Origin of the sequence: Paraburkholderia sp. BL17N1 (assembly GCF_003634175.1) — a bacterium.
Lineage (GTDB): Bacteria > Pseudomonadota > Gammaproteobacteria > Burkholderiales > Burkholderiaceae > Paraburkholderia.
In genome coordinates this window covers 1,989,153-2,013,974 of sequence record NZ_RBIW01000001.1, presented here as the reverse complement: position 1 = coordinate 2,013,974, position 24,822 = coordinate 1,989,153, and the positions used below count along the sequence as shown (strand labels likewise).

At 61.9% G+C, this 24,822-nt stretch carries 26 protein-coding genes and 1 other RNA gene; 9 read left to right on the top strand and 18 right to left on the bottom strand.

The genetic code is table 11. The features are described from left to right. Positions 1-157: 157 nt before the first annotated feature. Complete coding sequence (locus tag B0G82_RS09045; protein WP_121307185.1) at positions 158-397, bottom strand: hypothetical protein; 240 nt, start codon at positions 395-397, stop codon at positions 158-160. Between the two features lie 128 nt (positions 398-525). Here B0G82_RS09045 and ruvC point away from each other — a divergent pair, with 128 nt between their 5' ends. The 4 genes from ruvC (at position 526) to B0G82_RS09025 (ending at position 3,887) form a co-directional block, all read left to right on the top strand. Continuing rightward, the gene (ruvC, locus tag B0G82_RS09040) at positions 526-1,068 is read left to right on the top strand and encodes a crossover junction endodeoxyribonuclease RuvC (protein WP_106284025.1); all 543 of its coding nucleotides are present in this window, start codon (positions 526-528) and stop codon (positions 1,066-1,068) included. Between the two features lie 77 nt (positions 1,069-1,145). Then, positions 1,146-1,727, top strand: a complete 582-nt coding sequence (ruvA, locus tag B0G82_RS09035) for a Holliday junction branch migration protein RuvA (protein WP_106284023.1) — start codon at positions 1,146-1,148, stop codon at positions 1,725-1,727. A gap of 118 nt (positions 1,728-1,845) precedes the next feature. Further along, positions 1,846-2,910, top strand: coding sequence for a Holliday junction branch migration DNA helicase RuvB (ruvB, locus tag B0G82_RS09030; protein ID WP_106284022.1), 1,065 nt, complete (start codon positions 1,846-1,848; stop codon positions 2,908-2,910). 35 nt (positions 2,911-2,945) lie between these two features. Then, on the top strand, positions 2,946-3,887 hold the full coding sequence (locus tag B0G82_RS09025; RefSeq protein ID WP_121307184.1) for an oxygenase MpaB family protein: 942 nt from the start codon (positions 2,946-2,948) through the stop codon (positions 3,885-3,887). Between the two features lie 186 nt (positions 3,888-4,073). On the opposite strand, the gene B0G82_RS09020 is transcribed toward B0G82_RS09025, so the two are convergent. The 3 genes from B0G82_RS09020 to tyrS form a co-directional block, all read right to left on the bottom strand. Next, positions 4,074-4,745: a histidine phosphatase family protein gene (locus tag B0G82_RS09020; protein WP_121307183.1), complete on the bottom strand. Its 672-nt coding sequence runs from the start codon at positions 4,743-4,745 to the stop codon at positions 4,074-4,076. Positions 4,746-4,849: 104 nt separating this feature from the next. Beyond that, on the bottom strand, positions 4,850-5,308 hold the full coding sequence (gene dtd, locus B0G82_RS09015) for a D-aminoacyl-tRNA deacylase (protein WP_121307182.1): 459 nt from the start codon (positions 5,306-5,308) through the stop codon (positions 4,850-4,852). 31 nt (positions 5,309-5,339) lie between these two features. Further along, a complete protein-coding gene (gene tyrS / locus B0G82_RS09010; protein ID WP_116139162.1) occupies positions 5,340-6,590 on the bottom strand; it encodes a tyrosine--tRNA ligase in 1,251 nt (416 codons plus the stop codon). Positions 6,591-6,796: 206 nt separating this feature from the next. Between tyrS and B0G82_RS09005 the strand changes: the two genes are divergently transcribed. Next, complete coding sequence (locus B0G82_RS09005) at positions 6,797-7,927, top strand: anhydro-N-acetylmuramic acid kinase (protein WP_121307181.1); 1,131 nt, start codon at positions 6,797-6,799, stop codon at positions 7,925-7,927. Between the two features lie 82 nt (positions 7,928-8,009). Here B0G82_RS09005 and erpA read toward each other — a convergent pair whose 3' ends face one another. From erpA to rplM, 3 genes are all read right to left on the bottom strand, one after another. Then, positions 8,010-8,375, bottom strand: coding sequence for an iron-sulfur cluster insertion protein ErpA (gene erpA / locus B0G82_RS09000; RefSeq protein WP_007180424.1), 366 nt, complete (start codon positions 8,373-8,375; stop codon positions 8,010-8,012). A 278-nt stretch (positions 8,376-8,653) separates the two neighbouring features. Next, entirely contained in the window at positions 8,654-9,046 is a 393-nt protein-coding gene (gene rpsI, locus B0G82_RS08995; protein ID WP_007180423.1) for a 30S ribosomal protein S9, read from the bottom strand. A gap of 11 nt (positions 9,047-9,057) precedes the next feature. Continuing rightward, positions 9,058-9,486 (bottom strand): 50S ribosomal protein L13, encoded by a 429-nt coding sequence (rplM, locus tag B0G82_RS08990; protein WP_007180422.1) that lies wholly within the window; start codon positions 9,484-9,486, stop codon positions 9,058-9,060. 637 nt (positions 9,487-10,123) lie between these two features. Here rplM and B0G82_RS08985 point away from each other — a divergent pair. Further along, entirely contained in the window at positions 10,124-10,546 is a 423-nt protein-coding gene (locus B0G82_RS08985; RefSeq protein ID WP_106284016.1) for an OsmC family protein, read from the top strand. A 112-nt stretch (positions 10,547-10,658) separates the two neighbouring features. Here the strand turns inward: B0G82_RS08985 and rnpB are convergent. The 3 genes from rnpB to pyrC form a co-directional block, all read right to left on the bottom strand. Then, positions 10,659-11,072: RNase P RNA component class A (gene rnpB, locus B0G82_RS08980), an RNA gene on the bottom strand. Between the two features lie 118 nt (positions 11,073-11,190). Beyond that, entirely contained in the window at positions 11,191-12,018 is an 828-nt protein-coding gene (locus B0G82_RS08975) for a DUF3025 domain-containing protein (RefSeq protein WP_121307180.1), read from the bottom strand. A gap of 11 nt (positions 12,019-12,029) precedes the next feature. Then, a complete protein-coding gene (gene pyrC / locus B0G82_RS08970) occupies positions 12,030-13,091 on the bottom strand; it encodes a dihydroorotase (RefSeq protein ID WP_121307179.1) in 1,062 nt (353 codons plus the stop codon). Between the two features lie 166 nt (positions 13,092-13,257). On the opposite strand from pyrC, the gene B0G82_RS08965 reads away from it, so the two are divergent. Continuing rightward, complete coding sequence (locus B0G82_RS08965) at positions 13,258-14,193, top strand: class II glutamine amidotransferase (RefSeq protein ID WP_121307178.1); 936 nt, start codon at positions 13,258-13,260, stop codon at positions 14,191-14,193. Positions 14,194-14,318: 125 nt separating this feature from the next. Here B0G82_RS08965 and B0G82_RS08960 read toward each other — a convergent pair whose 3' ends face one another. The 6 genes from B0G82_RS08960 to B0G82_RS08935 all read right to left on the bottom strand — a co-directional run bounded on the left by B0G82_RS08960 (position 14,319) and on the right by B0G82_RS08935 (position 20,129). Next, the gene (locus tag B0G82_RS08960) at positions 14,319-15,044 is read right to left on the bottom strand and encodes an amino acid ABC transporter ATP-binding protein (RefSeq protein ID WP_012434314.1); all 726 of its coding nucleotides are present in this window, start codon (positions 15,042-15,044) and stop codon (positions 14,319-14,321) included. Further along, positions 15,041-15,718, bottom strand: a complete 678-nt coding sequence (gltK, locus tag B0G82_RS08955; RefSeq protein ID WP_116118276.1) for a glutamate/aspartate ABC transporter permease GltK — start codon at positions 15,716-15,718, stop codon at positions 15,041-15,043. The genes B0G82_RS08960 and gltK overlap by 4 nt, the downstream gene beginning before the upstream one ends. Continuing rightward, positions 15,718-16,458 carry an amino acid ABC transporter permease gene (locus tag B0G82_RS08950; protein ID WP_121307177.1) on the bottom strand — a complete coding sequence of 247 codons (741 nt, stop codon included), beginning with the start codon at positions 16,456-16,458 and terminating at the stop codon, positions 15,718-15,720. Before B0G82_RS08950 ends, gltK begins: the two co-directional genes overlap by 1 nt. Positions 16,459-16,540: 82 nt before the next feature. Beyond that, positions 16,541-17,434 (bottom strand): glutamate/aspartate ABC transporter substrate-binding protein, encoded by an 894-nt coding sequence (locus B0G82_RS08945; protein ID WP_106284010.1) that lies wholly within the window; start codon positions 17,432-17,434, stop codon positions 16,541-16,543. Between the two features lie 277 nt (positions 17,435-17,711). Beyond that, positions 17,712-19,034: a Glu/Leu/Phe/Val dehydrogenase gene (locus B0G82_RS08940; protein ID WP_106284009.1), complete on the bottom strand. Its 1,323-nt coding sequence runs from the start codon at positions 19,032-19,034 to the stop codon at positions 17,712-17,714. Positions 19,035-19,172: 138 nt separating this feature from the next. Beyond that, positions 19,173-20,129: a LysR family transcriptional regulator gene (locus B0G82_RS08935; RefSeq protein WP_116118278.1), complete on the bottom strand. Its 957-nt coding sequence runs from the start codon at positions 20,127-20,129 to the stop codon at positions 19,173-19,175. A 236-nt stretch (positions 20,130-20,365) separates the two neighbouring features. Between B0G82_RS08935 and B0G82_RS08930 the strand changes: the two genes are divergently transcribed. Continuing rightward, positions 20,366-21,118 (top strand): glycosyltransferase family A protein, encoded by a 753-nt coding sequence (locus B0G82_RS08930; RefSeq protein WP_121307176.1) that lies wholly within the window; start codon positions 20,366-20,368, stop codon positions 21,116-21,118. 127 nt (positions 21,119-21,245) lie between these two features. Beyond that, complete coding sequence (gene purB / locus B0G82_RS08925) at positions 21,246-22,634, top strand: adenylosuccinate lyase (RefSeq protein ID WP_116148250.1); 1,389 nt, start codon at positions 21,246-21,248, stop codon at positions 22,632-22,634. Between the two features lie 94 nt (positions 22,635-22,728). Here purB and B0G82_RS08920 read toward each other — a convergent pair whose 3' ends face one another. Together B0G82_RS08920 and B0G82_RS08915 are read right to left on the bottom strand one after the other, a co-directional pair. Beyond that, positions 22,729-23,226 carry a gluconokinase gene (locus tag B0G82_RS08920; RefSeq protein ID WP_116139148.1) on the bottom strand — a complete coding sequence of 166 codons (498 nt, stop codon included), beginning with the start codon at positions 23,224-23,226 and terminating at the stop codon, positions 22,729-22,731. A gap of 10 nt (positions 23,227-23,236) precedes the next feature. Next, entirely contained in the window at positions 23,237-24,634 is a 1,398-nt protein-coding gene (locus B0G82_RS08915; RefSeq protein ID WP_116139146.1) for a GntP family permease, read from the bottom strand. Positions 24,635-24,822 lie beyond the last annotated feature (188 nt).

The window sequence follows — 24,822 nt, the reverse complement described above, 5'->3', positions numbered from 1 at the left end:
AGGGAAACGGCCTGGCGGAATTATTCGCCGGGCCGTTTTTTTTTGGCGCGGACTGGTGGGGACTTCGGTTCGGCGCTTATGCCGTGTGTGCCGTGTGTGCCGTGTGTGCCGCTTGTTCCGCTCGCTTCGATCCTGCCGTGCTTCCGCCAAGCGTCGCTCAGTCGTCCGGTTCCTTTCTCGCATAGCCGCCGCTCACATCAGCGTGTCGGCTGATATAAGTGCTGAGCCCCTGCCCGCGTTGCGCGAGACGTTTCAACGCAGCGACATGCCGTGCGCCGACGCTCGCCTCGGTGTACCAATACACCACCCCGTGCCTGAAGCGGACCGCGACGAAATCGTCGCCAATTTCATACGCCTCGACGCCCGAGTCGCCGCTGAGATTCCGATAGCGCTCCATGTGCGAATGCCTCCTTGCAGCCCACCCAGCAGTTTTTATTCCGCCGACATCGCGGCGCGCCGGCCGCCACGTGGCGCGGGTGTTGTAGTATCGCAAGCACCTGGTTTTTACCGCATTCGCGGCACCTCATGAGAATTCTCGGCATCGACCCCGGCCTGCGCGTGACCGGCTTCGGCGTAATCGACCAAAGCGGCCACAAGCTCAGCTATGTCGCAAGCGGCGTCATCAAAACCGCCGACGCCGATTTGCCGTCGCGTCTGGGCACTATCTTCGAAGGCATTTCCACATTGATCCGCCAGCATTCGCCGGATCAGTCGGCGATTGAAAAAGTGTTCGTCAACGTCAACCCGCAATCCACCTTACTACTGGGCCAGGCGCGCGGCGCGGCAATCTGCGGACTGGTCGCGGGCGGCGTGCCGGTCGCCGAATATACGGCCCTGCAATTGAAACAGGCCGTGGTGGGCTATGGCCGCGCAACCAAGGAGCAAATGCAACAGATGGTGGTGCGCCTGCTCAATCTCTCCGGCGTACCCGGCACCGACGCCGCCGACGCGCTCGGCATGGCAATCTGCCACGCACACGGCGGCACGACGTTAAGCACGTTGGGCGGCATTGCGCCTTCGCTGGCGAAGAAGGGGCTGCGGGTGAGGCGCGGACGTTTGGTGGGGTAATTTGCGCGTAACTCGCTGTCCACTCGACGCTCACGCGCTGCGCTACACTCGCCCTTTCTCTCGAGATTGAATTCGCCATGATCGGTCGCATTGCCGGCGTTCTGCTGGAAAAAAACCCGCCGCATCTGCTCATCGACTGCAACGGCGTCGGTTACGAAGTCGATGTGCCCATGAGCACGTTCTACAACCTGCCCTCCACCGGCGAGCGCGTCGTGTTGCTCACGCAGATGATCGTCCGCGAAGACGCGCATCTGCTGTACGGCTTCGGCACCGCCGAGGAACGCTCGACGTTCCGCGAACTGCTGAAAATCTCCGGCATCGGCGCGCGCATGGCGTTGGCGGTGCTGTCGGGCATGAGCGTGCATGAACTCGCGCAGACCGTCACGATGCAGGACGCGGCGCGTCTGACTCGCGTGCCGGGCATTGGCAAGAAAACGGCGGAGCGCTTGCTCCTCGAACTGAAGGGCAAGATCGGCGCAGACCTGGGCGCGATGGCGGGCGCGGCGTCGGCATCCGACCACGCCTCCGATATCCTGAACGCACTGCTCGCGTTGGGTTACTCCGAAAAAGAAGCGTTGGCCGCCGTCAAAAACGTGCCGGCCGGCACCGGCGTTTCCGAGGGCATCAAGCTCGCGTTGAAGGCGCTGTCCAAGGGCTGAAGCTCAGCCTTCTGTTCGACATGCGAGCGACAGCTGAAGCTTCGCACACGCTTGCACGCCGCGCACCCTGGCCATTCGGCCGAGTTTCGCGGCAGGCGGCTCGCGGTACAATGAACGCATGATCGAAACCGACAAACTCGCCGCCGAGCGCATCATCGCGGCCACGCCCGTCTCGCCGAACGAAGAAGCGTTCGAGCGCGCGTTGCGTCCGCGCCAGCTCGAAGAATATGTCGGGCAGGAAAAAGTGCGCGGCCAGCTGGAAATCTTTATCGAGGCCGCCAAGCGCCGCTCCGAATCGCTCGACCACGTCCTGCTGTTCGGGCCGCCGGGCCTCGGCAAAACCACCCTGGCGCACATCATCGCGCGGGAAATGGGCGTGAATTTGCGGCAAACGTCCGGGCCGGTGCTCGAGCGCGCCGGCGACCTCGCCGCGCTGCTCACCAATCTCGAAGCCAACGACGTTTTGTTCATCGACGAAATCCACCGGCTCTCGCCGGTCGTCGAAGAAATTCTCTATCCGGCGTTGGAGGATTATCAGATCGACATCATGATCGGCGAAGGGCCGGCCGCGCGCAGCGTGAAGCTGGACCTGCAACCGTTCACGCTGGTCGGCGCGACCACGCGCGCGGGCATGCTGACCAACCCGCTGCGCGACCGCTTCGGCATCGTGGCGCGGCTCGAGTTTTATAACGCCGAGGAATTGGCGCGCATCGTCACGCGTTCGGCGTCGCTGCTTCATGCACAGATCCATCCTGACGGCGCGTTCGAGATCGCCAAGCGCGCGCGCGGCACGCCACGGATCGCGAACCGCTTGCTGCGCCGTGTTCGCGACTTCGCCGAAGTGAAGGCCGACGGCAACATCACCGCGCAAGTGGCCGACGCCGCACTCAAGATGCTCGACGTGGATGCAGTCGGCTTCGACCTGATGGACCGTAAGCTGCTCGAAGCAATTCTGCACAAGTTCGACGGCGGCCCGGTCGGCGTCGACAATCTGGCGGCGGCAATCGGCGAAGAGCGCGACACGATTGAAGACGTGCTAGAGCCCTATCTGATCCAGCAAGGCTTCCTGCAACGCACGCCACGCGGTCGCGTCGCCACGCTGCTCACGTACCGGCATTTCGGCCTCGCCGCGCCGGATTCGTCGAGCGGCCTGCCGGGTCTATGGGATTCGGCCGCGACCTGAGCGGCACACGTCGAGCCTCACGAAACCGAATCAGGATGTCCGACCAAACCAGTCAGTCCAACTCGTCCAACGGTCTCGCGCATCTTCTCACCAGCAGGCTCCGCTCGAAACTGGCCGCCGGCGTTACGCATCTGACAAGCGGCAGCGGTCCCACGCTCGACTACTCGTCGCCTCCGGGCGACCCTGGTCTGTTCGGCCCGGACTCGGTGTGCTGGAAAGTCCACGCCGATTTCACATCGATGATGACGGGCGGCATCAGCGCGCTTCTGCTCCAGGCGCTGCACCCGCTGGCGCTCGCCGGCGTGTGGGACCATTCGACGTTTCGCACGGATATTCTTGGCCGCCTGCGCCGCACCGCGACGTTTATCGCGGGCACGACCTTCGGCAGCCGGCACGACGCGCTCGCGCTGATCGAACGTGTGAAGCACATTCATCTTGGCGTGAACGGCGTCGCGCCTGACGGCCGGCCCTATCGCGCGAGCGAACCCGCGCTGTTGACCTGGGTGCATGTCGCCGAAGTATCGAGTTTCATGACCGCGCACTTGCGCTATGTGAATCCGTCGCTGTCGATCGCCGCGCAGGATCAGTACTTCATGGAGACCGCACGAATTGCGGAGATGCTCGGCGCGTTGGACATTCCGCGTTCGCGTGCCGAGATCGACGCTTATTTGCTCGCGATGCGGCCGGGGCTTTTCGCCAGCGAGCGTACCCGCGAAGTCGTGAGGGTTCTGATGAACGCGCCGGCCCCGAGCCTATCGATGCGGCCGGCCGGCGTGTTGATGGTCAACGCCGGCGTCGACCTTCTGCCCGATTGGGCACAGGCGATGTTGGGATTCCAGCGCTATGCGGTGCTTCGCCGCGCGGTGGCGAGGCCTGGTGTGCGGCTGATCGCGCCGGTCATTCGCTGGGCGCTGGTGAATGGTGTGTCGAAACGGGCGCGCCGGCGTGTCGCCGCTGGCGTAAGCGAAACGGAGTAACGCGAGCGACGGCGCCCGAACGCGCACAAGCTGCGCGATCAACCGTCAGGGACAGTCAGTGACAACAACCGCGTGAATATGCGTATAAGTTGCGACACCCATCTTCGGCAGCCCGAATGCGCTGGCCGCGCGCGGACGGTCCGAATCAGCCGCGTAAACTCACGCCGCCCAATCGACGCGCGCCAATCACCGCCCCGGCTGCAGCACCTTCTTGAAACTATCATCCTCGCTCGGTGCATCGAGGTGCGAGACGTCCGCCCACGACACAATCGTCGCCTTGCCGTTGTCGAAATTCACCGTGTTCACGCTCGTGTTCAGCAGCGGGTAGTTACGCGGCGCATCGAGCGGCAAACCGCAGGCAAAGCGTCGCACGCAATCGAGCACGCCGCCGTGCGCGACGCAGGCAATCCGCCCACCGGGATGCGCGGCGACCAGCGGTTCGATCGCGTGCAGCACGCGATGGTAGAGCGTGCGTAGCGACTCGCCGTCCGGCGGTGCGAAGCCTGCGTCGCGGGTTTGCCAGTGCGCGTATTCATCGGGGAAACGCAGGGCGATCTCGTCGCTATCGTGGCCTTGGAACGCGCCGTAGGAACGCTCGCGCAGACCCTCGCGCAACTGCAGCGGCAAGCTGAGCACGTCGGCGACCGGCTGCGCAGTTTGCTGCGCGCGTTGCAGGTCGCTCGAATAGATCGCGTCGAGGCGTGCGCCCCGCTTCGCCTCATCGGCCATGCGGCGCGCCAGGCGCTGCGCTTGCGCCAGCCCCGTGGTAGCGAGCGGAATGTCGATGTGACCTTGAATGCGCTTGATGCGGTTCCAGTCGGTCTCGCCGTGCCGGATAAACAGAATCTGCGTCGTCATGGAATGAAAGTGGGCGCCTTGGCCGGTGTTGCCGAGCCGCTATTGTCGCAAAAGCGGCTGGAGGAATGGATGCGCACGCCAAGGTGCGCATTGAAGGACAAAGCTCAGGCGTTCGTCTTTAGCCAGAACGTGACCGGTCCGTCGTTGACGAGGGAGACCTGCATGTCGGCGCCGAACTCGCCGGTCCCGACGATCGGATGTTTCACGCGCGCCGTCGCGACGAAGTAGTCGAACAGGCGCTTGCCTTCATCCGGCGGCGCGGCCGGCGTAAAGCTCGGACGCAGGCCGCTGTTGGTGTCCGCGGCCAGCGTGAACTGCGACACGAGCAGCAAACCGCCCGCGCGCCCGGCGCCGTCGATATTCTGCACGGAGAGATTCATCTTGCCGGCAGCATCGCTGAACACGCGGTAGCCGAGCACCTTGGCGAGCAGCCGGTCGGCGGCTGCCTCGGTGTCGCCGCGTTCGGCGCACACGAACGCGAGCAGGCCCGCTTCGATCGCGCCGGTCACGCGGTCGGCCACGCGCACTTCCGCGCGCCGCACGCGTTGGATCAGCGCGATCATCGGCTCAACTCCGGAAGCGCCGCTCTGAACATCAGGCTGTCAGCGTAACGCGCGCAAAACGGCGCTTGCCGACCTGCACGACGTACTCGCCGGCTTCGACTTTCAGGCCCTTGTCGGACACGGTCGCGCCGTCGATCTTCACACCGCCCTGTTCGATGTTGCGCAGCGCTTCGCTCGTCGACGGCACGAGATTGGCCTGCTTGAGCAACTGGCCGATCGCGAGCGGTGCGCCCGCGAGCGTCACGCCCGGAATATCGTCCGGCACGCCGCCTTTCGCGCGATGGTTGAAGTCTTCGAGCGCGCGCTCGGCATCGGCTTGCGAGTGGAAGCGCGCGACGATTTCCTGGCCGAGCAGCACCTTGAAATCGCGCGGATTGCGGCCCGCTTCGATTTCCCTCTTGAACCCGGCGATTTCGTCCATAGGACGGAACGACAGCAGTTCGAAGTAACGCCACATCAGCACGTCGGAAATGCTCATCAGCTTGCCGAACATGTCCGTCGGCTTTTCGCTGATGCCAATGTAGTTGTTCTTCGACTTCGACATCTTCTCGACGCCGTCCAGCCCTTCGAGCAGCGGCATCGTCAGAATACATTGCTGTTCCTGGCCGTATTGCTTCTGCAACTCGCGGCCTACCAGCAGGTTGAATTTCTGGTCCGTGCCGCCGAGTTCGAGATCCGCGTTCAGCGCGACCGAGTCGTAGCCTTGCATCAGCGGATACAGGAACTCGTGAATCGAGATCGGCACGCCACCCTGAAAACGCTTGGTGAAGTCTTCGCGTTCGAGAATCCGCGCCACCGTGTAGCGTGACGCGAGTTTGATCATGCCGTCGGCGCCGAGCGGCATCGACCATTCGCTGTTGTAGCGGATCTCGGTTTTCTCGCGGTCGAGCACGAGCGCGGCCTGATCGAAATACGTTTTCGCGTTCGATTCGATCTGCTCGCGCGTGAGCGGCGGACGCGTGGCGTTGCGGCCCGACGGATCGCCGATCAGCGACGTGAAATCGCCGATCAGGAAGATGACGGTGTGGCCGAGATCCTGCAACTGACGCATCTTGTTCAACACGACCGTGTGGCCGATGTGGATGTCCGGCGCGGTCGGATCGAGCCCGAGTTTGATACGCAGCGGCGTGCCCGTGGCCGCGCTCTTCGCGAGTTTTTGCGCGAATTCGTCTTCGATCAGCAGTTCGTCGACACCGCGTTTGGTGACGGCGAGGGCGTGACGGACTTCGTCGGTGATCGGGAAGGCGGCAGCGGGATTAGGCTTGGTGGACTCGGTGCTCATGCTGGAAACGTGAAGTCGCGAAAAAAGGAGATTGTCCCATAGATGCGCGCCGCCGCGCCCAATGAGGCACCTAAGAACGCCCCGCCGGTGCACGATTTCTCCGTTCAACGTCGTGCCACCCGCGTCGCGACGCTTTATATTCGACCGCGCTTCACCCGATAATCTGCTACAACGAATCGCAACGAACCATCGAGAGGAGCAGCAACGTGGCGCAAGACCCCGCAGACGGCGTCTACTTTGGATTGATGTCCGGCACCAGCATGGACGGAGTCGACGGCGTGGCCGTCAGGTTCGCGCAAGGCAAGCCGCCGGTGGTGCTGGCCGAGGCGTTCGTCGGCTTTGCCGCGGGCCTGCGCGACGCATTGTTCGCGCTCCAGCAACCCGGCGACAACGAGATCGAGCGCGAGGCGCTCGCTGCCAATGCGCTCGCCACGCGTTACGCCGTGTGTTGCCACGACCTGCTGCACAACAGCCGCGTGCCCGCCGCGGAGGTGCGCGCGATCGGCGTGCATGGGCAGACGGTGCGGCATCGGCCGGAAAAGGGTTATACGCGGCAAATCAACAACCCGGCATTGCTCGCGGAAATGATGCATATCGACGTGATCGCCGATTTCCGCAGCCGCGACGTCGCGGCCGGCGGCCAGGGCGCGCCGCTTGTGCCGGCGTTTCACGCCACGGTGTTCGGCGCGAAAAACGAAACGCGCGTGGTTTGCAATCTCGGCGGCATCAGCAATATCACGATTCTGAACGCGACCGGCAGCGTGCGCGGCTTCGACTGCGGGCCGGCCAATGCGCTGCTCGACGAGTGGGCGCAACGCCATCTCGGCAAATCGTTCGATGAGAATGGCCATTTCGCGGCGGGCGGCCAAGTAGATCGCACGCTGTTGAACGCCTTGCTCGATGAGCCCTTTTTCGCGCAACAGCCGCCGAAGAGCACCGGCCGCGACCTGTTCAATGCGCAATGGCTCGACGCGAAGCTGCAGCCATTCGCCGGACTCGACCCCGCGGACGTGCAAGCGACGCTGGTGGCGCTCACGGCGGTGACAGTCGCGCGCGAAATCGAACGGCACGCGTCGGATGCGAGAGCGGTCTATGTCTGCGGCGGCGGCGCGCGCAATCCGGAGATCCTGAAGGCCTTGCAGCAGGCGCTGGAAGAAAGCGGCGTGAGCGGCGTACCCGTCATGACGACGGATGCGCTCGGCGTGCCGCCAAGCCAGGTCGAGCCGCTGGCGTTCGCCTGGCTTGCGATGCGCTGCGTGGCGCGTTTGCCAGGCAATCTGCCGGCGGTGACGGGCGCGTCGGCAGAGCGCGTGCTAGGAGCGATCTATCCGCGCTGACCGATGCACAGTCTATTGGTGCTAGAAATGAAAACGGGGCCGAAGCCCCGTTTTCATTTCAACCTGTTGCTCAACGAGCCAATCACACCGAGAACGACGAGCCGCAACCACAGGTGGTCGTAGCATTCGGGTTCTTGATGACGAACTGCGCGCCGTTGATGTCGTCCTTGTAGTCGATCTCAGCGCCGACCAGGTACTGGTAGCTCATGGAATCGATCAGCAGCTGGACACCGCTCTTGTTCATGACGGTGTCGTCTTCGTTGACGGCTTCGTCGAAGGTAAAACCGTACTGAAAGCCCGAGCAGCCGCCGCCCTGCACGAAAACGCGCAGTTTGAGGTCCGCATTGCCTTCTTCTTCGATCAGTTGCTTGACCTTGTCAGCCGCTGCGTCGGTAAAAACGAAGGGGGCGGGCATCTCGGTCACGGGTGTATCGGTGACTGCGTTCATTCGAACTCTCCAAAAAGCTTCTAACCGCTATTGTAGGGCTGATCTCGATATCGTGCTGAAGCCCACAAAATCAATGGGTTCTTCCGGCAAATTGATGGACGGCGCATTCTGCCGCCGCCAGCCCCGCCTGGCGGGATACATCGCCGCTCTGGCGACGAGTTCGTTGCGGCAGCACCGGGAGCACTGAGCCGCGAACCCATGAAAAAAAGCCGCCAACGCGAAAGCGTTGGCGGCTTTTGCAGCGCGCCAGCCCGAAAGCCGGCTCGCGCCCGAAGCGATTAACGCTTCGAGAATTGCTTCCTGCGGCGTGCCTTGTGGAAGCCGACCTTCTTACGTTCGACTTCACGTGCGTCACGCGTAACGAAGCCAGCCTTCGACAGTTCCGGCTTCAGCGTTGCGTCGTAGTCCATCAGCGCGCGCGTGATGCCGTGGCGAACCGCACCGGCTTGACCCGTTTCACCGCCACCGTTCACGTTGACTTTGATGTCGAACGTAACGCCGTGGTTCGTGAGTTCCAGCGGCTGACGCACGATCATGAGCGACGTTTCGCGCGAGAAGTAATCGGCGATAGGCTTGCCGTTGACAATGATCTCGCCCTTGCCAGCCTTGATGAAGACGCGTGCGACGGCGCTCTTGCGGCGGCCCGTGCCGTAATTCCAGTTACCGATCATGTGGGCTCCCCTTAGATCTCGAGCGCTTTCGGCTGTTGTGCCGAATGCGGATGCGTTGCTTCAGCGTAGACCTTCAGCTTCTTGATCATCGCGTAGCCGAGCGGGCCCTTCGGCAGCATGCCCTTGACCGCTTTCTCGAGCGCGCGGCCCGGGAAGCGTTCTTGCATTTTGCCGAACGTCGTTTCATAGATACCGCCCGGGTAGCCCGAGTGACGGTAGTACTTCTTGTCAGTAGCCTTGTTGCCCGTGACGCGCAACTTACCCGCGTTGATAACGATGATGAAATCACCGGTGTCGACGTGCGGAGTGAATTCAGGCTTGTGCTTGCCGCGAAGACGGTGTGCCACTTCGCTGGCGACACGCCCGAGAACCTTATCCGTCGCGTCAATCACGTACCATTCACGCGTGACCTCATGGGCTTTTGCGGAAAACGTCTTCATGATCGATCCAAAAAAATTGCTGCGCCCAATGTGTTTTTTCCTGCTTGTAGTGTGCGCATCGAGGCGCGTGCAGGCTCTCCCTGGTTCTTCCTCCGCGGGCGCGGATGCGGAAAAGCCCTGAATTATAAAGGAATTTGCTACGGCAAGTCAAAACGTACGGGAATGTGCGCGAGATTTCGCGGCGATCCGGCTATTGGAAGCGCGATTTGACGCACTATCGCGCCCGAGCGCGCAGGACGCGGGCGAAAAAAAACCCGAACGAGCGGTTCGGGTTTAATCCACCAAAGGAGGAGGTGGAGGAGACAGAAACGATTATATGAGTCGACCTTGTGCGATGCAAGAACATTTGCATTGCGAAACGTGATTTCACAATGTGAAAGTCAATGCTCTCGGCACGATGTCACAAATTTTCCTTTGAAATCAAACGCTAAATACCGCTCGCGCGACCATGCCGTTAGTTGTCATCTAGAGTAAAACCCCTAACCATGTCAGGGCCTTCCCGAATCGGCTGAACATGCCGCAGCGCAACACGCAAGCCGCATCCGGCATAACTGGAAGCAAAAGTCGCCTCGGGCAGACACTCAAGCACCGGGCTACAATGCCCTTTCGATAAGGCAAACGGGCGGTGGAGCACAGTATGGAATGCAAGGTGAGCTGGATGGGGCAGGACGGGATGGCGTTCGCAGCCGAGACGGGCAGCGGTCATCTGGTGACAATGGACGGCGCGCCTGAAGGCGGCGGCCGCAACCTCGCGCCGCGTCCGATGGAAATGGTTTTGCTCGGCACGGGCGGCTGCACCGCCTACGACGTCGTGATGATCCTGAAGAAAAGCCGTCAGGAAATCAGCGATTGCTCGGTGACACTGAAGGCCGAACGCGCCAGCGAAGATCCAAAAGTGTTCACCAAGATCCACTTTCACTTCACCGTAACGGGGAAGAATCTGAACCCGGCCACTGTGGAACGCGCGATCAACCTGTCGCACGACAAATACTGCTCGGCGTCGATCATGATCGCGAAGACCGCTGAGTTGACGCACTCGTTCGACATCGTCGCGGGCTGATTGCCGCCTCACGGCGACGGCGGCGCGGGTGCCGAACGAAAACTCGCCGCCCGGCACGCGCACTAAAAGAAAAATGCCGGCGTCCAGATGGACGCCGGCATTTTTTGTCAGGTGGCAAAGCAAGCCGATAAGCCGGATTCTGTGCACGCGCAACGTCCGAAGACGCGACGCGCGTGGCAGCCATTCCTCTAGGCGCGCCATTGCTGACGCGCTCAAGCTTCCTACCCGCAGACGTGACAGGGGCCCCGTCCTGCACCTCGAAGATGCTAGCCTGCCTACTTGGAATTGCTCCGGGTGGAGGTTACCGTGCCGGTCTGCCTTGCAGCAGCCGCGGTGCGCTCTTACCGCACCGTTTCACCCTTACCTGATCCCGGCTTGCGCCGGGCCATCGGCGGTTTGCTTTCTGTTGCCCTGTTCCGCGTGTTGCCACGGATGGCCGTTAGCCATCACCCTGCCCTGTGGAGTCCGGACTTTCCTCGCCCTCTTTGGCCGAAACCTCGGAGGCCGCGACTGCCTGGCCTGCTTTGCTGGGGCGGATTTTAACATCTGCGGGACGGACGGCCCGGTTTAACCGCTGAAATAGCCGAACAGCCAGGAGAATCCGAGGTCAGTTCCGCGTCGGAACCCGAACGCACCTGCCGCGCTCAACGCGCACGCCGCCCCGAGCGAAACACGGAGGTGTCGTCGTAAAACGCGGGCGACTCGTTCTCCGGCCACCAACCCGGAACACCCAGCACCGGCAACGGCGCAAACATGCGGCTTGTCAGCGCATCGGTACTCAGCAGCGCCGCCGCGACGGACTCGTCCAGCCAGGCGTCTCGCTTCGCAGCATCCCAGTCGAAATACACGGCCGGCACATCGACGATCCAGGCATGCCCTGTGCAAGCCTTGAACGGCGCAATCAGCTTCTCCATCAGCGCATGGCCGAAACATCGCACTTCGCAACTCGCCCCCCATGCATCGCGCCGGGCCACCAGCAGCGTATGCCAGTCGAACCCACGCAAGGCCTCGCTCAAAGCAGGATCAGCGCAAGCGAACAGCAGCGCGTTTTCATCGAACAGGGTTAGCGCATCGCGCACGCCGCCGCGGGTCGGACCGACGCCCAACACGTCGATGGCCGCCGACTGCCGCGCGTTCAGCGCCGCTTTGATGCGCGGAAAGGCGAACCACATCGACGCATTGAAGAAGTCGTGCAGATTGTGGCGCGTCGGCACACAGCCGGTCGACGCGATATGCGCCTCGTACGCCGCGCCGGCAGGCAAATCATCTTGCGCGATGAACGCAAGGCGCTGACCGCGCCCGGTGATCTGCCGCATCTCACCGGCCTCGGCGTTCATTTCGGCGAGCAATGCCGCGTAGCTCGTCAGGGCCGCTTGCTGCCAGCGCTTGCCGCGCTCGGCAAAAGGCGCGAACCACGGCCTGGTCCAGTCGATTGCGGCAAAGCCCGTCGGCTCCGCCTCGTGCGCCGGCATCTTGCTGAGCCTTAAACCAGCCGCCAGCCAATCGACTCGCCGCCGCGCAGCGGCACGACCGGCGTATCGCCGACCGGCAATTCAGCCGGCAGCGTCCATTCCTCACGACGCAGCGTGACCTTGTCTTCACTGCGCGGCAGACCGTAGAAGTCCGCGCCGAAAAAGCTCGCGAAGCCTTCGAGCTTGTCGAGCGCGTTGGCCTGGTCGAATGCTTCCGTGTAGAGCTCCAAAGCGTGGAGCGCCGTATAGCAACCCGCGCAGCCGCATGCATGCTCTTTCAGCCCCTTCGGATGCGGCGCGCTATCCGTGCCGAGGAAGAAACGCGGATTGCCCGAGGTCGCCGCTTCGACCAGCGCCACGCGATGCGTCTCCCGCTTCAACACCGGCAAACAGTAGTAATGCGGCCGAATGCCGCCCTGGAAGATCGCGTTGCGGTTGTACAGCAGGTGATGCGCCGTAATCGTCGCGCCCAGCAGTTCCGGCGCCGCGCCGGCTTCGCGGATATAGTCCACCGCGTCTTTCGTGGTGATGTGCTCGAACACCACCTTCAGCGCCGGGAACGCGCGGCGCAACGGCGCCATGACCCGGTCGATGAACACCTTCTCGCGGTCGAACAGATCGATCGACGAATCCGTCACTTCGCCGTGCACGAGCAGCGGCATGCCGACTTCCTGCATGACCTCGAGCGTTTTTGCGCACTTCATGATGTCGGTGACGCCCGCGTCAGAATTGGTCGTCGCGCCCGCCGGATACAGCTTTACGCCATGCACGAAGCCGCTTTCGCGCGCGCGGCGGATTTCGTCCGGCGGCGTGTTGTCGGTGAGGTACAGGGTCATCAGCGGTTCGAATTTCGCGCCTTCCGGAATCACGGCGACGATCCGCTCGCGATACGCCTGCGCCATCGTGGTGGTCGTGACCGGCGGCTTCAGGTTCGGCATGATGATCGCGCGGCCGAACTGGCGCGCGGTGTCCGGCAACACGGCCGCCAGCATTGCGCCGTCGCGGACGTGCAGGTGCCAGTCATCCGGACGGGCGAGCGTGATGGAGTCGATAGAAGCGTTGGAAGCGGTCATGGCGGCGGGGGACGAGATTCGACGACAAAAGCCAATCTATGCGGTCAATCCGCAACGTTGCGGCATAAACACGTGTCAATTTTGCTATTTGGCGTTTCTGGCTCGGTGATATGCTTGGAAAATCATCATTGTAACGGCTCGCCCCGTTCACAGGCTTACCCGCAACATGTGCCAACTTCTAGGAATGAACTGCGCCGCGCCAACGGACGTCACGTTCTCGTTCACCGGCTTTGCGGCGCGCGGCGGCGTCACCGATCACCACGCCGACGGCTGGGGTATCGCCTTCTTCGAAGACAAAGCCTGCCGCCTGTTCATCGACCATCAATCGTCGGCGACCTCGCCGATCGCCGAAATGGTCAAGCGCTACCCGATCAAATCGAAGAACACGATCGCGCATATCCGCAAGGCGACGCAAGGGCACATCCTGCTGGAAAATTGCCACCCGTTCATGCGCGAACTGTGGGGACGTCACTGGATCTTCGCGCATAACGGCGACCTCAAGGATTATTCGCCGGCGCTATCGGGCGTGTATCAGCCGGTTGGCACAACCGACAGCGAACTCGCTTTCTGCGCGCTCCTCGAAGGCCTGCGCAAGGCGTTTCCCGGCGCGCAGCAACCGCCGCTCGACGAACTGTTTGCCGCGCTTGAAACCCTCACGCGTGAAATCACGCAGTTCGGCGTGTTCAATTTCCTGATGTCGAATGGCCAGGCGCTGTTCGCGCATTGCTCCACGCATCTGCACTACATCGTGCGGCGCTGGCCGTTTTCCACCGCGCATCTCGTCGACGCCGACGTGTCGATCGATTTCGCCAAATACACGACGCCCGAAGACCGCGTCGCGGTGATCGCCACCAAGCCGCTGACCGACAACGAAGTGTGGACCGCCTTCGAACCGGGCGATCTGATGATGTTCCAGCACGGCGACGTGATCGGCCGCGTCAATGTGCCGGTGCCGGCTTCGGTGCTGGAAAAGCTGCGCAATCCGGCTTTGGATGCGTCGGCGTCGGCGAGCACGATTGCGGCTTCGACGGACACAATGAGCGCGCGAGAAGCCGAGGTCGATCTCGAAGCCGCAGACGACGCGGCCGCGTTCGAATCCTGAGCGCTCGGAGCATTCGCTAGAAAACAAATCGCCAGAAACAACAAAGCCGCTTCTTACGAAGCGGCTTTTTTCTGCCCGCGACACGCCGCGACGCGTGGCCTGCGCGCCGCGATGCCACAACAAACTCAATGCAGGATCTTCGCCAGAAAATCCTTCGCGCGATCCGACTTCGGATTGGCGAAGAAGTCTTCCTTACGGTCGTCCTCGACGATCAAGCCTTTGTCCATGAAGATCACGCGGTGCGCGACCTTCTTCGCGAAGCCCATTTCGTGCGTCACGCACATCATGGTCATGCCTTCCTGCGCGAGTTCGACCATCACGTCCAGCACTTCGTTGATCATTTCCGGATCAAGCGCGGAGGTCGGCTCGTCGAACAGCATGGCGATCGGATCCATCGACAAAGCGCGCGCAATCGCCACGCGCTGTTGCTGACCACCCGACAACTGGCCCGGAAACTTGTCGGCATGCGCACGCAGGCCGACGCGATCGAGCAGTTTCAAACCCTTCGCCGTCGCTTCGTCGTTCGAGCGGCCGAGCACCTTCACCTGCGCGAGCGTGAGGTTCTGCACGATCGACAGATGCGGGAACAGTTCGAAGTGCTGGAACACCATGCCGACCTTGGCACGCAGCTTCGACAGATTGGTTTTCTTGTCGGTGAGCGACTGGCCGTTGATGACGATCTCGCCCTTCTGGAACGGCTCGAGGCCGTTGACCGTTTTGATCAGCGTGGATTTGCCCGAGCCCGACGGCCCGCACACCACCACCACTTCACCCTTTTTGACTTCCGTCGTGCAGTCGGTCAGCACTTGAAACTGGCCGTACCACTTCGAAACATTCTTGATAGAGATCATCTTGCGACCTTTTTCTGAAGACCTTTGACGAGGCTCGACGCGACCACACAGATCACGAAATAACACGCGCCCGCGAACAGTACCATCTCGACATTCGTACCGTCACGGTCGCCAATATTCGTGGCGGTGCGGAAGAAGTCGGCGAGGCTGATCACGTAGACGAGCGACGTATCCTGAAACAGCACGATACCTTGAGTGAGCAGCAGCGGCACCATGGCGCGGAACGCCTGCGGCAGCACGATCAGACGCATGGACTGCGCGTACGTCATGCCGAGCGCGAAGGACGCGTTGACCTGCCCGCGCGCCACCGACTGAATGCCGGCGCGGATGATCTCCGAATAGTAAGCCGCCTCGAACAGCGAGAACGCGACCATGGCCGACGCGAGGCGAATGTCGATATCCGGCGACAAACCGAGCACGTTTTGCAGCACTTGCGGGACGATCAGGAAGAACCACAGCAGCACCATCACGAGCGGGATGGAACGGAAAATCGTCACGTAGCCCTTCGCGAACCACTCGAAGGGTTTGAACGACGACAGCCGCAACATCGCGAGAATAGTGCCCCAGACGATGCCGAACACGATGGCGATCAGCGTGATCTTGAACGTGACGATGGCGCCGGTCCACAGCGTAGGCAATGCGCCCGGAATACCGCTCCAGTCGAAATGGTGCATTACTTGCCTCCGATATAGCCGGGCAACCGGCTCTTGGCTTCGACCCAGCGCATGAGTTGCATCACGACCAGATTGATCAGCATGTACGCGATCGTGACCGCGATGAACGACTCATACGTCTGCGACGTGTAGTCGACCAGTTGGCGCGCCTGAGCGGACAGATCGAGCAGACCGATCGTCGACGCCACCGCCGAGTTTTTGAAGATATTCAGAAACTCGGAAGTCAGCGGCGGCACGATGATGCGGTAGGCGACCGGCAGCAGCACATACCGATACGTCTGCCATTGCGTGAAGCCCATGGCCAAACCCGCGGCGCGCTGACCCTTCGGCAACGCGTTGATCCCCGAGCGCACCTGCTCGCACACGCGCGCAGCCGTGAATAGCCCGAGACAGATGATCGACGACGAGAAAAACTGCGCGCTCGGCAGCAGTTGCTTGAACCAGTTGCCGATCGAAGCGGGCAGCAACTCCGGTATCACCAGATACCAGATGAAGAACTGCACGATCAGCGGGATATTACGGAAAATCGCGACATAGAGCGTGCCGATGCCCGACGCCCATTTATTCGGCACCGTGCGCAGCACGCCGAACAACGAACCGACGATCAGCGCGATCACCCACGCCGACAGCGACACGGTAATCGTCACCCAGAAGCCCGACAGCAGCCAGCCCAGATACGTGGTCGGCTCGCCGGTGGAGACGGGACTCAGCAGAATGCCCCAGTTCCAGTGATATGACATGACCAAGACTCCAGCAAAAAGAAACGGAAGAAGCGCGTGGCCCCTTCCGTTTCGTTCAGCGTTTCAAAAAAACAGCTAAGGTTTAATCGATTGCCTTGTCATTCGGGCTCTTGTAGAGCGCCTTGATGTCGTCGCTTTCCGGGAAGTTCAGGTTCAGGCCCTTCGGCGGGATCGGCGATTCGAACCACTTCTTGTAGATCGCGTCAGCTTCACCCGAGGTTTCGACCTTGGCGATCGCGTCGTCCACCACCTTCTTGAATTCCGGATCGTTCTTGCGAATCATGCAGCCGTACGCTTCATGCGATTGCGGCGTGCCGACAATCACGAAATCGCCCGGATTGTTCGACTTCGCGCGTTCGCCCGCGAGCAGCGCGTCGTCCATCATGAAGGCAGCGGCGCGTCCCGTGGAGAGCGTCAGGAACGACTCGCCGTGGTCCTTCGCGCTGATGATGTTCATGCCCATGCTCTTGTCCTGGTTCATCTTGCGAAGCAGGCGCTCGGACGTGGTGCCGGCGGTCGTGACGACCGTCTTGCCCTTCAGGTCCGCCCAGTCCTTGATGCCGGAGTCTTTCTTGGTCATCAGGCGCGTGCCGATCACGAAGATCGTGTTCGAGAAGGCAGCCTGCTGCTGACGTTCAGCATTGTTCGTGGTCGAACCGCATTCCATGTCCACGGTGCCGTTCTGCACCAGCGGAATACGGTTTTGCGACGTGACCGGCGTGAGCTTGACCTTCAGGTTCGGCATGTTCAGCTTCTGCTTCACTGCCTCTACGACCTTCAGCGCGAATTCCTGCGAGTAGCCGATGACGTTCTGCTTGTCGTCGTAATACGAAAACGGGATCGACGATTCGCGATGACCCAGCGAAATGACACCCGTGTCCTTGATCTTTTTCAGCGTACCAGCGTCTTGCGCATGCGCGCCAACCGTAAACAGTCCGAGAGTCGCGAGCAGCAGCGCAGCTTTTTTAACCTTCATGTGTGATCTCCTTGGCAAGAACCGGCGCCAGTTTAGCAAAGTAATTATTCTGAAAGTATGGCTATAAACCATGTTGTTGCGCGCGCGCCGCTAGGGGTTTGCGGCGCTTTGGGGGCAGGTCGGTCAACCTTTCCGCATATGCAAAGGCGGGCGGCATCGATACGATGCCGCCCGCCGGGTCGAACACGCAGTCTTGTGGACCGCGCTGAAGCAAGGATTGGCGGCGGTCCCGCGGGGTAGCGGAACCGCCGTTTGAAGCGGAAAAGAACCCGAAAGATCAGGGATACAGGCCGCGCAGTTCGCGTGCTTCCAGGATCCGCTTACATGCGACGATAAACGCCGCAGTCCGCACGGACACTTTCTGCTCGCTCGACACTTGCCACACTGCGGCAAACGCTTCACGCATCACGCGCTCGAGGCGCTGGTTGATCTCGTCTTCCGTCCAGAAGAAGCTCGAGAAGTCCTGCACCCACTCGAAGTACGACACGGTCACGCCGCCGGCGTTGGCCACCACGTCCGGGATCACGAGGATGCCGCGATCGTGCAGGATGTCGTCCGCAGCCGTGGTGGTTGGGCCGTTCGCGCCTTCCACGACGATCTTTGTCTTGATCTTGCTGGCGTTCTTTTCGGTGATCTGGTTTTCCAGCGCCGCCGGAATCAGGATGTCCGATTCGACGGTCCAGAACTCCTCGTTCGTGACGGCGTCGGCTTCGGGGAAACCACCCACGCCGCCCGTCCTGGCCACGTGGTCGAGCAGTGCGACGGCGTCGATACCGGTCGACTTGTACAGCGAGCCGGTGTGATCCTGCACCGCGACCAGCTTCGAACCGGCTTCCTGGAACAGACGCGCCGCGATGCCGCCCACGTTACCGAAACCTTGAACCGCGATGCGGGCGCCTTCGATGTCGACGCCGATACGGCGCGCGGCTTCCGAAGCTGTCACGAACACGCCGCGGCCGGTCGCCTCGCGGCGGCCGAGCGAACCGCCCAGCGTGATCGGCTTGCCCGTCACCACGCCAGTGGCCGTTTGGCCCTGGTTCATGGAGTACGTGTCCATCATCCACGCCATGATCTGCTCGTTCGTGTTCACGTCCGGCGCGGGAATGTCGGTATTCGGTCCGATGATGATGCCGATTTCGCTGGTGTAACGGCGCGTCACGCGCTCCAGTTCACCACGCGACAAGGTGCGCGGATCGACACGGATGCCGCCCTTCGCGCCGCCGTACGGCACGTTCACCGCAGCGTTCTTCACCGACATCCACGCCGACAAGGCCATCACTTCCGACAACGTCACGTCCTGGTGGTAACGCACACCGCCCTTGCCCGGACCGCGCGACACGTTGTGCTGCACGCGATAGCCTTCGAAGTGAGCGACCGTGCCGTTATCGAGTTCGATAGGCACGTCGACGATCAGAATGCGCTTCGGGCGCTTCAGGGTTTCGAGCCAGCGGGACAGGGAGCCGAGGTACGGGGCGACGCGATCGACCTGACGCAGGTAGTTGCCCCACGGGCCGAGATCGTCTTTATTCAGGTAGGAAGGAACCGACTGCAACGTTGATGCGGATTGGGCTGCTTGTGCTGCCTGTTGCTGGGATGACATGAACGCTCCGGCGTTGAACGAATGTCAGCATTGTGGAAAAACGCCGTTTTGAAATCCAATGCCGTTTCCTTATCCGATTATGTTTTTTTTGCATAACCATCAAGAAGCCGCAAATTCGCGTCGTAAGGAGGCAGGATTTCAGGCCGTGCCTTGCGCCAGTTCCTGCGACACCACCTCCCACAATTGACGCGCGAGTATCTGTCGCGCATCGTCGCTCTTCGCCGCGAGCTTGTCGCGATAGAGGCGGATCTCCATGGTCAGTGTGAGCTGGCCTTCCGGCGTGCCGCGCGTGGCGCGGTCCAGACGGATCAGCTTGCCGTCGGCGACCGCGTCCTCGACCGCGCTGTGCGGCAGGAAGGCGATGCCGTGCCCGGCCAGCGCCATCGCCTTGAGTCCCTCGGCCATGTCGGTTTCGTAGAGGCGGTCGAGGTACAGGCGCTCCGGCGCGTTGGCGAGTATCACTTCGGTCATGCGTCCCAGATAGGCGTTCGGCGTGTAGGACAGGTAAGGCGTGGGCGCCTCGCCCGTGCCCGGCAACGTATGACGCGGCCGGCCGGCGCGGCCCGGCGCCGAAAACGGACTGATCGGTTCGTTGCCGAGCGTCAGCATGTCGTAGCGGCCTGGATCGAGCGCGACCGGATGGCTGGGATGGTGATAGCCCATCATCAGATCGCAGCCGCCTTCCACCAGCGACAACGCCGCGTCATGCACGTTCAGGGCGCGCAGACGCGTGTGGATCGGACCCAGATGGGCTTCGATCCGCTGCAGCCAGCGTGGAAAGTAAGTCAGCGACAACGTGTGCGGCACGGCGAACTCGATGGTCGCCTGCGGCGTCGCCGTATGGCCACGCAGCAGCGCGCGCGCTTCGTGGAACTGCGAGAGCATCGCGAGCGCCTGTTCGTTGAACACCTGGCCGGCCGCCGTGAGTCGCGTCGGATAGACCGAGCGGTCGATCAGCTCCGTGCCGAGCCATGCTTCGAGCGCCTGAATCCGCCGGGAGAACGCCGGCTGCGTGACGTGGCGCAATTCAGCCGAGCGGCTGAAACTACGCGTTTCCGCGAGCGAAACGAAGTCTTCGAGCCATTTCAGTTCCATGCGGGGCCTGCTGCCGACGGGAGAGAGGAAGTCAGCATTCTAGTGGGTGTCGTGAGAGCGCCAGGTGCGGCCGTGCGCGAGATGGCGTGATGACCCCACGTCAGGAAATCGGATTGCGCCGATGGCGCCGCCCGGCCGCGAGCCGCTATCTTGCTGCACGCACGCCCCGGCGGCAGCGCGCCGCACCCTCCATCAACTCTCTCAGATAACGCGCCTTCCCGTGCGCGAGACCCGCCATGTCACCACTCGTCTCCATCATCACGCCGACGGCCAATCGCGACCGCTTCCTGCCGGCCATTGCGCGCTGCGTGCTGCGCCAGCAGGTCGACTGGGAATGGCTAATCCTCGACGACAGCCCCGAGCCGAGCGCGTATTTGCAGGCGCTGGCTTTGCAGGACGCGCGCATTCGCTACTTTCATTCCTCGGTGCGCATGTCGATCGGCGCCAAGCGCAACGCGCTGATCGCGGAGTCGCGCGGCTCGCTGATCGCTCATTTCGACGATGACGACCACTACGCGCCGCCCTACCTCGCGCACATGGTCACGACGATGCAGGAGAACCGCGCGGATCTGATCAAGCTGTCGGGCTTCTTCATGTACGCGCCGCACACGCAGTTCTTCGGCTACATGGACCTGAATGCCAAGGTGGGCTTGCACTACGAACTGAGCGGGCGTTCGGTCAGCCCTATCGAATTCCACGAGAAGATGCAGATCGGCGCGGACTTCATCCTGTTCTACGGCTTCTCCTATGTGTACGACAAAACGCTGGCCGCGGTCTCGGCCTTCGACGACATCAATCTGTGCGACGACGAGAGCTTCATCCGGCGCGTAGTCGAATCGGGCCGCAACGTGATCGCGGTGGACGATCCGCAGGCGAGCTGCCTGCATCTGGTCCATCCCGGTTCCACCTCGCGCTGCTTTTCGCGCTACTCGCTGCCGCCGTTCACGCTGCCTACCCTGTTCCCCGGCTACGAAGGTTATCCGGGCTAGCCGCCGCACGGGCGTTACGCTGGCGCCGCGCGGCGCAGCGTCGAAATCGGCCAGTCGGCGTCAGGTGGTAAAATTCGCGGTTCCCGCAGTTTCCTCCGCGTTTTCACCCTTGCGCCACGCCGCCATCATGTCCGACACCCATCCCGACACCCTGTTCGCGCTGAACGCGCTCTCCCCGCTCGACGGCCGCTACGCCTCGAAAACCGAAGCCCTGCGCGTCTGGCTCTCGGAAGCCGCATTCATGCGCAATCGCGTGACGGTCGAAATCCATTGGTTGATCGCGCTCTCGCGCGCCGGTTTCGCCGAAGTGCCGCGCTTTTCCGAAGCGTCCGAGCAATTCCTGCTGCAACTGGCCGAGCGCTTCACCGCGCACGACGCCGCGCGCATCAAGGAAATCGAACGTGTGACGAATCACGACGTGAAAGCGGTCGAGTACTGGCTGAAAGAATCGGTGAAGGGTCAGGCGGAACTGGAGCGCGCGAGCGAGTTCATCCACTTCGCCTGCACGTCGGAAGACATCAACAACACGTCGCACGGCCTGATGCTGGCGGGCGCCCGCGAACACGTGATCCTGCCGGCGCTGCGCTCGGTGCATCAGCGTCTCGTCGCTCTCGCTCACGCCCACGCCGAGCAGCCGATGCTGTCGCGCACGCACGGCCAGCCGGCCAGCCCGACTACGCTCGGCAAGGAACTCGCCAACGTCGCGGCCCGCCTTGAACGCGCGATCGATCGTATCGCCAAGGTCGAACTGCTGGGCAAGATGAATGGTGCGGTCGGCAACTTCAACGCGCATCTCTCTGCGTATCCGGAATTCGATTGGGAAGCGTTCTCGCGCGAAGTCGTCGAGCAACGTCTGAAACTCACCTTCAATCCGTACACGATCCAGATCGAGCCGCATGACTATATGGCCGAACTGTTCGACGCGGTCTCGCGCGCCAACACGATCCTGCTGGACCTGGATCGCGACGTCTGGGGCTACATCTCGGTCGGTTACTTCAAGCAGCGCACCAAGGCGGGCGAAATCGGTTCGTCGACCATGCCGCATAAGGTCAACCCGATCGACTTCGAAAACTCGGAAGGCAATCTCGGCCTGGCTAACGCCACGCTGCGCCACCTCGCCGACAAACTGCCGGTCTCGCGCTGGCAGCGTGACCTGACCGATTCGACGGTGCTGCGCAATATCGGCGTCGCGTTCGGTTACTCGCTGCTCGCGTACGACTCGCTGATCCGCGGTCTGGACAAGCTGGAAGTGAATGCGCTGCGTCTGAACGAAGACCTCGACAACTGCTGGGAAGTGCTGGCCGAGCCGGTGCAAACGGTGATGCGCCGTTACGGCATCGAGAATCCGTACGAGCAGTTGAAGGAACTGACGCGCGGCAAAGGCATCACGCGTGAAGCGCTGCAAACGTTCGTCAACGGCCTCGCGATTCCGCAGGACGCGAAAGACCGCTTGCTCGCGATGACGCCGGGTTCCTATATCGGCAAGGCCGTCGAATTGGCTAAGCGGATCGCTTAAGCGGTCTCGATTGCCGATTGCCTCGTTAAAGTCGAGGCGTAAAAAAACCGCTCCGTTCATGGAGCGGTTTTTCATTTGCAGCAGCGAAACAAACTCACTTGCGCGCTTCGACCTGCTTCAGCACCTCGACGACGATTTCTTCCGGGGACAATTCGATGCTCACCGTGATCGCTTCGTCCGGGCTCGGCTCTTCAAGTGTATCGAGCTGGCTTTGCAGCAGCGACGGATCGAAGAAATGCCCGGTGCGCGTGGTCAGACGCTGCTCCAGCACCTCACGCGAACCCTTCAGATACACGAAGCACACGTCCTTGTCGCCATCGCGCAAAACGTCGCGGTACGAGCGCTTCAGCGACGAGCAGGTGAACACGGCCGTCTCGCCCGCCTTCTCCTTCTCGACGATCGCGGCGCGGATGGTTTGCAGCCACGGCCACCGGTCTTCATCGGTAAGCGGAATGCCGTGGTGCATTTTCTCTTTGTTGGCGGCGCTGTGAAACGCGTCGCCATCGGTGAACGCGCAATGCAGGCGTTCCGCCAGCATTTCGCCAATTCTCGTCTTGCCGGCGCCCGACACGCCCATTGCGATCAGAATCATCAAAAACTCCTTACACGACCGCCGCGAGTGCGAAGGTCAAACCCAAGCCCATCAGTGAAATGATGGTTTCGAGGAGCGACCATGTCTTGAAGGTCTGCCCCACCGTCATACCGAAGTATTCCTTGATCAGCCAGAAACCGCCGTCGTTCACGTGCGAGAAGATCAGCGAGCCCGAACCGGTGGCGAGCACCAGCAATTCCGGCTCGACATGCACACCGCTAGCCGAAGCGATCGGTGCGACGATGCCGCACGCGGTGGTCATGGCGACCGTCGCCGAACCCGTGGCCAGACGAATCAGTGCGGCCACCAGCCAGCCGAACAACAGCGGCGACAGATGCATGGCCGTTGCCACATTGACGATTTCCTTCGAAATGCCGCTATCCATCAGCACGCGCCCGAAACCGCCGCCCGCGCCGACGATCAGCGTGATGCCCGCGATCGGCGCGAGACAGTCACCGCAGAATTTCTGGATCTGCTCGCGAGTGAAACCGCGGCTCGCACCGAAGGTCCAGAAGCTCACCAGCACGGCGATCAGCAGCGCGACGTCCGAATTGCCGGCGAAGTGCAGCAGATCGTTCGGCAAGGTTTTCGGCGTGGTGAAGAGATCGGCCCAGCTTCCCACCAGCATCAGAATCACCGGCAGCAGGATTGTGAGCAGCGTGATGCCGAAGCTCGGCAGTTCACGCTTGGGTGCCACGTTCTGCACTGCGTTTTGCTCGCCGTTTTTGGTCTCGTCACCGTGGCCGAGAAATTGCGCGGCTAGCGCGTTCTCTTTCGGCAGCTTGATGTAGCGGCTGATCAGCAACGCGAACAGCGGACCCGCGACGATCGCGGTCGGCACACCGACGATCAGCCCATAAGCGATGGTCCTGCCGATATCCGCGTGATACGCCTGCACCGCGAGCATCGCGGCCGGGTGCGGCGGAAGCAGGCCGTGCACGACGGACAGACCCGCCACCATCGGCAAGCCGACCAGCAGCAACGACTTGTTGGTGCGCTTGGCGACGTTGAACGCGATCGGGATCAGCAGCACGAAACCGACTTCGAAGAACACCGGCAAGCCGACGATGATCGCCACGATCATCATGGCCCAATGGATGTTCTTCTCGCCGAAGAAGTTGATCAACGTGGTGGCGATGCGCTCGGCGCCGCCCGACTCGGCCATCATCTTGCCGAGCATGGTGCCCAGACCGACCACGATGGCGATATGCCCAAGCGTATTGCCGTTACCCGTTTCGAACGATTTGACGATGGTCGCCATCGGCATGCCGGATGCAAGACCCAGCAGCAACGACACGATGATCAGAACGAGGAACGGATAAACCTTGTAGCGTGTGATCAGCAGGATCAGCAATGCGATGGCGATCACCGCGAAGACCAGCAGCGTGCTGCCGTGGACAGCTTCCATGAAGCTCCTCCTTTTGCGTTATTGATTCTGAGTGCGTGCGGAACACAGCCAGCACCGTGTCTCACGGCGACCTGTACGGCGCCTTGAAACCGGGCTGACCGCGCGGACGCTGAATTTTACTGTTTGTTATCTGAAGACGTGCGCCAATTCTCCGCGCATATCGCAAAAAGAGCCTCGCCAAGACAGCC

Coding starts and splice junctions, on each gene's coding strand:
- B0G82_RS09045 (WP_121307185.1), bottom strand. CDS start 397: ATGGAGCGCTATCGGAATCTCAGCGGCGACTCGGGCGTCGAGGCGTAT.
- ruvC (WP_106284025.1), top strand. CDS start 526: ATGAGAATTCTCGGCATCGACCCCGGCCTGCGCGTGACCGGCTTCGGC.
- ruvA (WP_106284023.1), top strand. CDS start 1,146: ATGATCGGTCGCATTGCCGGCGTTCTGCTGGAAAAAAACCCGCCGCAT.
- ruvB (WP_106284022.1), top strand. CDS start 1,846: ATGATCGAAACCGACAAACTCGCCGCCGAGCGCATCATCGCGGCCACG.
- B0G82_RS09025 (WP_121307184.1), top strand. CDS start 2,946: ATGTCCGACCAAACCAGTCAGTCCAACTCGTCCAACGGTCTCGCGCAT.
- B0G82_RS09020 (WP_121307183.1), bottom strand. CDS start 4,745: ATGACGACGCAGATTCTGTTTATCCGGCACGGCGAGACCGACTGGAAC.
- dtd (WP_121307182.1), bottom strand. CDS start 5,308: ATGATCGCGCTGATCCAACGCGTGCGGCGCGCGGAAGTGCGCGTGGCC.
- tyrS (WP_116139162.1), bottom strand. CDS start 6,590: ATGAGCACCGAGTCCACCAAGCCTAATCCCGCTGCCGCCTTCCCGATC.
- erpA (WP_007180424.1), bottom strand. CDS start 8,375: ATGAACGCAGTCACCGATACACCCGTGACCGAGATGCCCGCCCCCTTC.
- rpsI (WP_007180423.1), bottom strand. CDS start 9,046: ATGATCGGTAACTGGAATTACGGCACGGGCCGCCGCAAGAGCGCCGTC.
- rplM (WP_007180422.1), bottom strand. CDS start 9,486: ATGAAGACGTTTTCCGCAAAAGCCCATGAGGTCACGCGTGAATGGTAC.
- B0G82_RS08985 (WP_106284016.1), top strand. CDS start 10,124: ATGGAATGCAAGGTGAGCTGGATGGGGCAGGACGGGATGGCGTTCGCA.
- B0G82_RS08975 (WP_121307180.1), bottom strand. CDS start 12,018: ATGCCGGCGCACGAGGCGGAGCCGACGGGCTTTGCCGCAATCGACTGG.
- pyrC (WP_121307179.1), bottom strand. CDS start 13,091: ATGACCGCTTCCAACGCTTCTATCGACTCCATCACGCTCGCCCGTCCG.
- B0G82_RS08965 (WP_121307178.1), top strand. CDS start 13,258: ATGTGCCAACTTCTAGGAATGAACTGCGCCGCGCCAACGGACGTCACG.
- B0G82_RS08960 (WP_012434314.1), bottom strand. CDS start 15,044: ATGATCTCTATCAAGAATGTTTCGAAGTGGTACGGCCAGTTTCAAGTG.
- gltK (WP_116118276.1), bottom strand. CDS start 15,718: ATGCACCATTTCGACTGGAGCGGTATTCCGGGCGCATTGCCTACGCTG.
- B0G82_RS08950 (WP_121307177.1), bottom strand. CDS start 16,458: ATGTCATATCACTGGAACTGGGGCATTCTGCTGAGTCCCGTCTCCACC.
- B0G82_RS08945 (WP_106284010.1), bottom strand. CDS start 17,434: ATGAAGGTTAAAAAAGCTGCGCTGCTGCTCGCGACTCTCGGACTGTTT.
- B0G82_RS08940 (WP_106284009.1), bottom strand. CDS start 19,034: ATGTCATCCCAGCAACAGGCAGCACAAGCAGCCCAATCCGCATCAACG.
- B0G82_RS08935 (WP_116118278.1), bottom strand. CDS start 20,129: ATGGAACTGAAATGGCTCGAAGACTTCGTTTCGCTCGCGGAAACGCGT.
- B0G82_RS08930 (WP_121307176.1), top strand. CDS start 20,366: ATGTCACCACTCGTCTCCATCATCACGCCGACGGCCAATCGCGACCGC.
- purB (WP_116148250.1), top strand. CDS start 21,246: ATGTCCGACACCCATCCCGACACCCTGTTCGCGCTGAACGCGCTCTCC.
- B0G82_RS08920 (WP_116139148.1), bottom strand. CDS start 23,226: ATGATTCTGATCGCAATGGGCGTGTCGGGCGCCGGCAAGACGAGAATT.
- B0G82_RS08915 (WP_116139146.1), bottom strand. CDS start 24,634: ATGGAAGCTGTCCACGGCAGCACGCTGCTGGTCTTCGCGGTGATCGCC.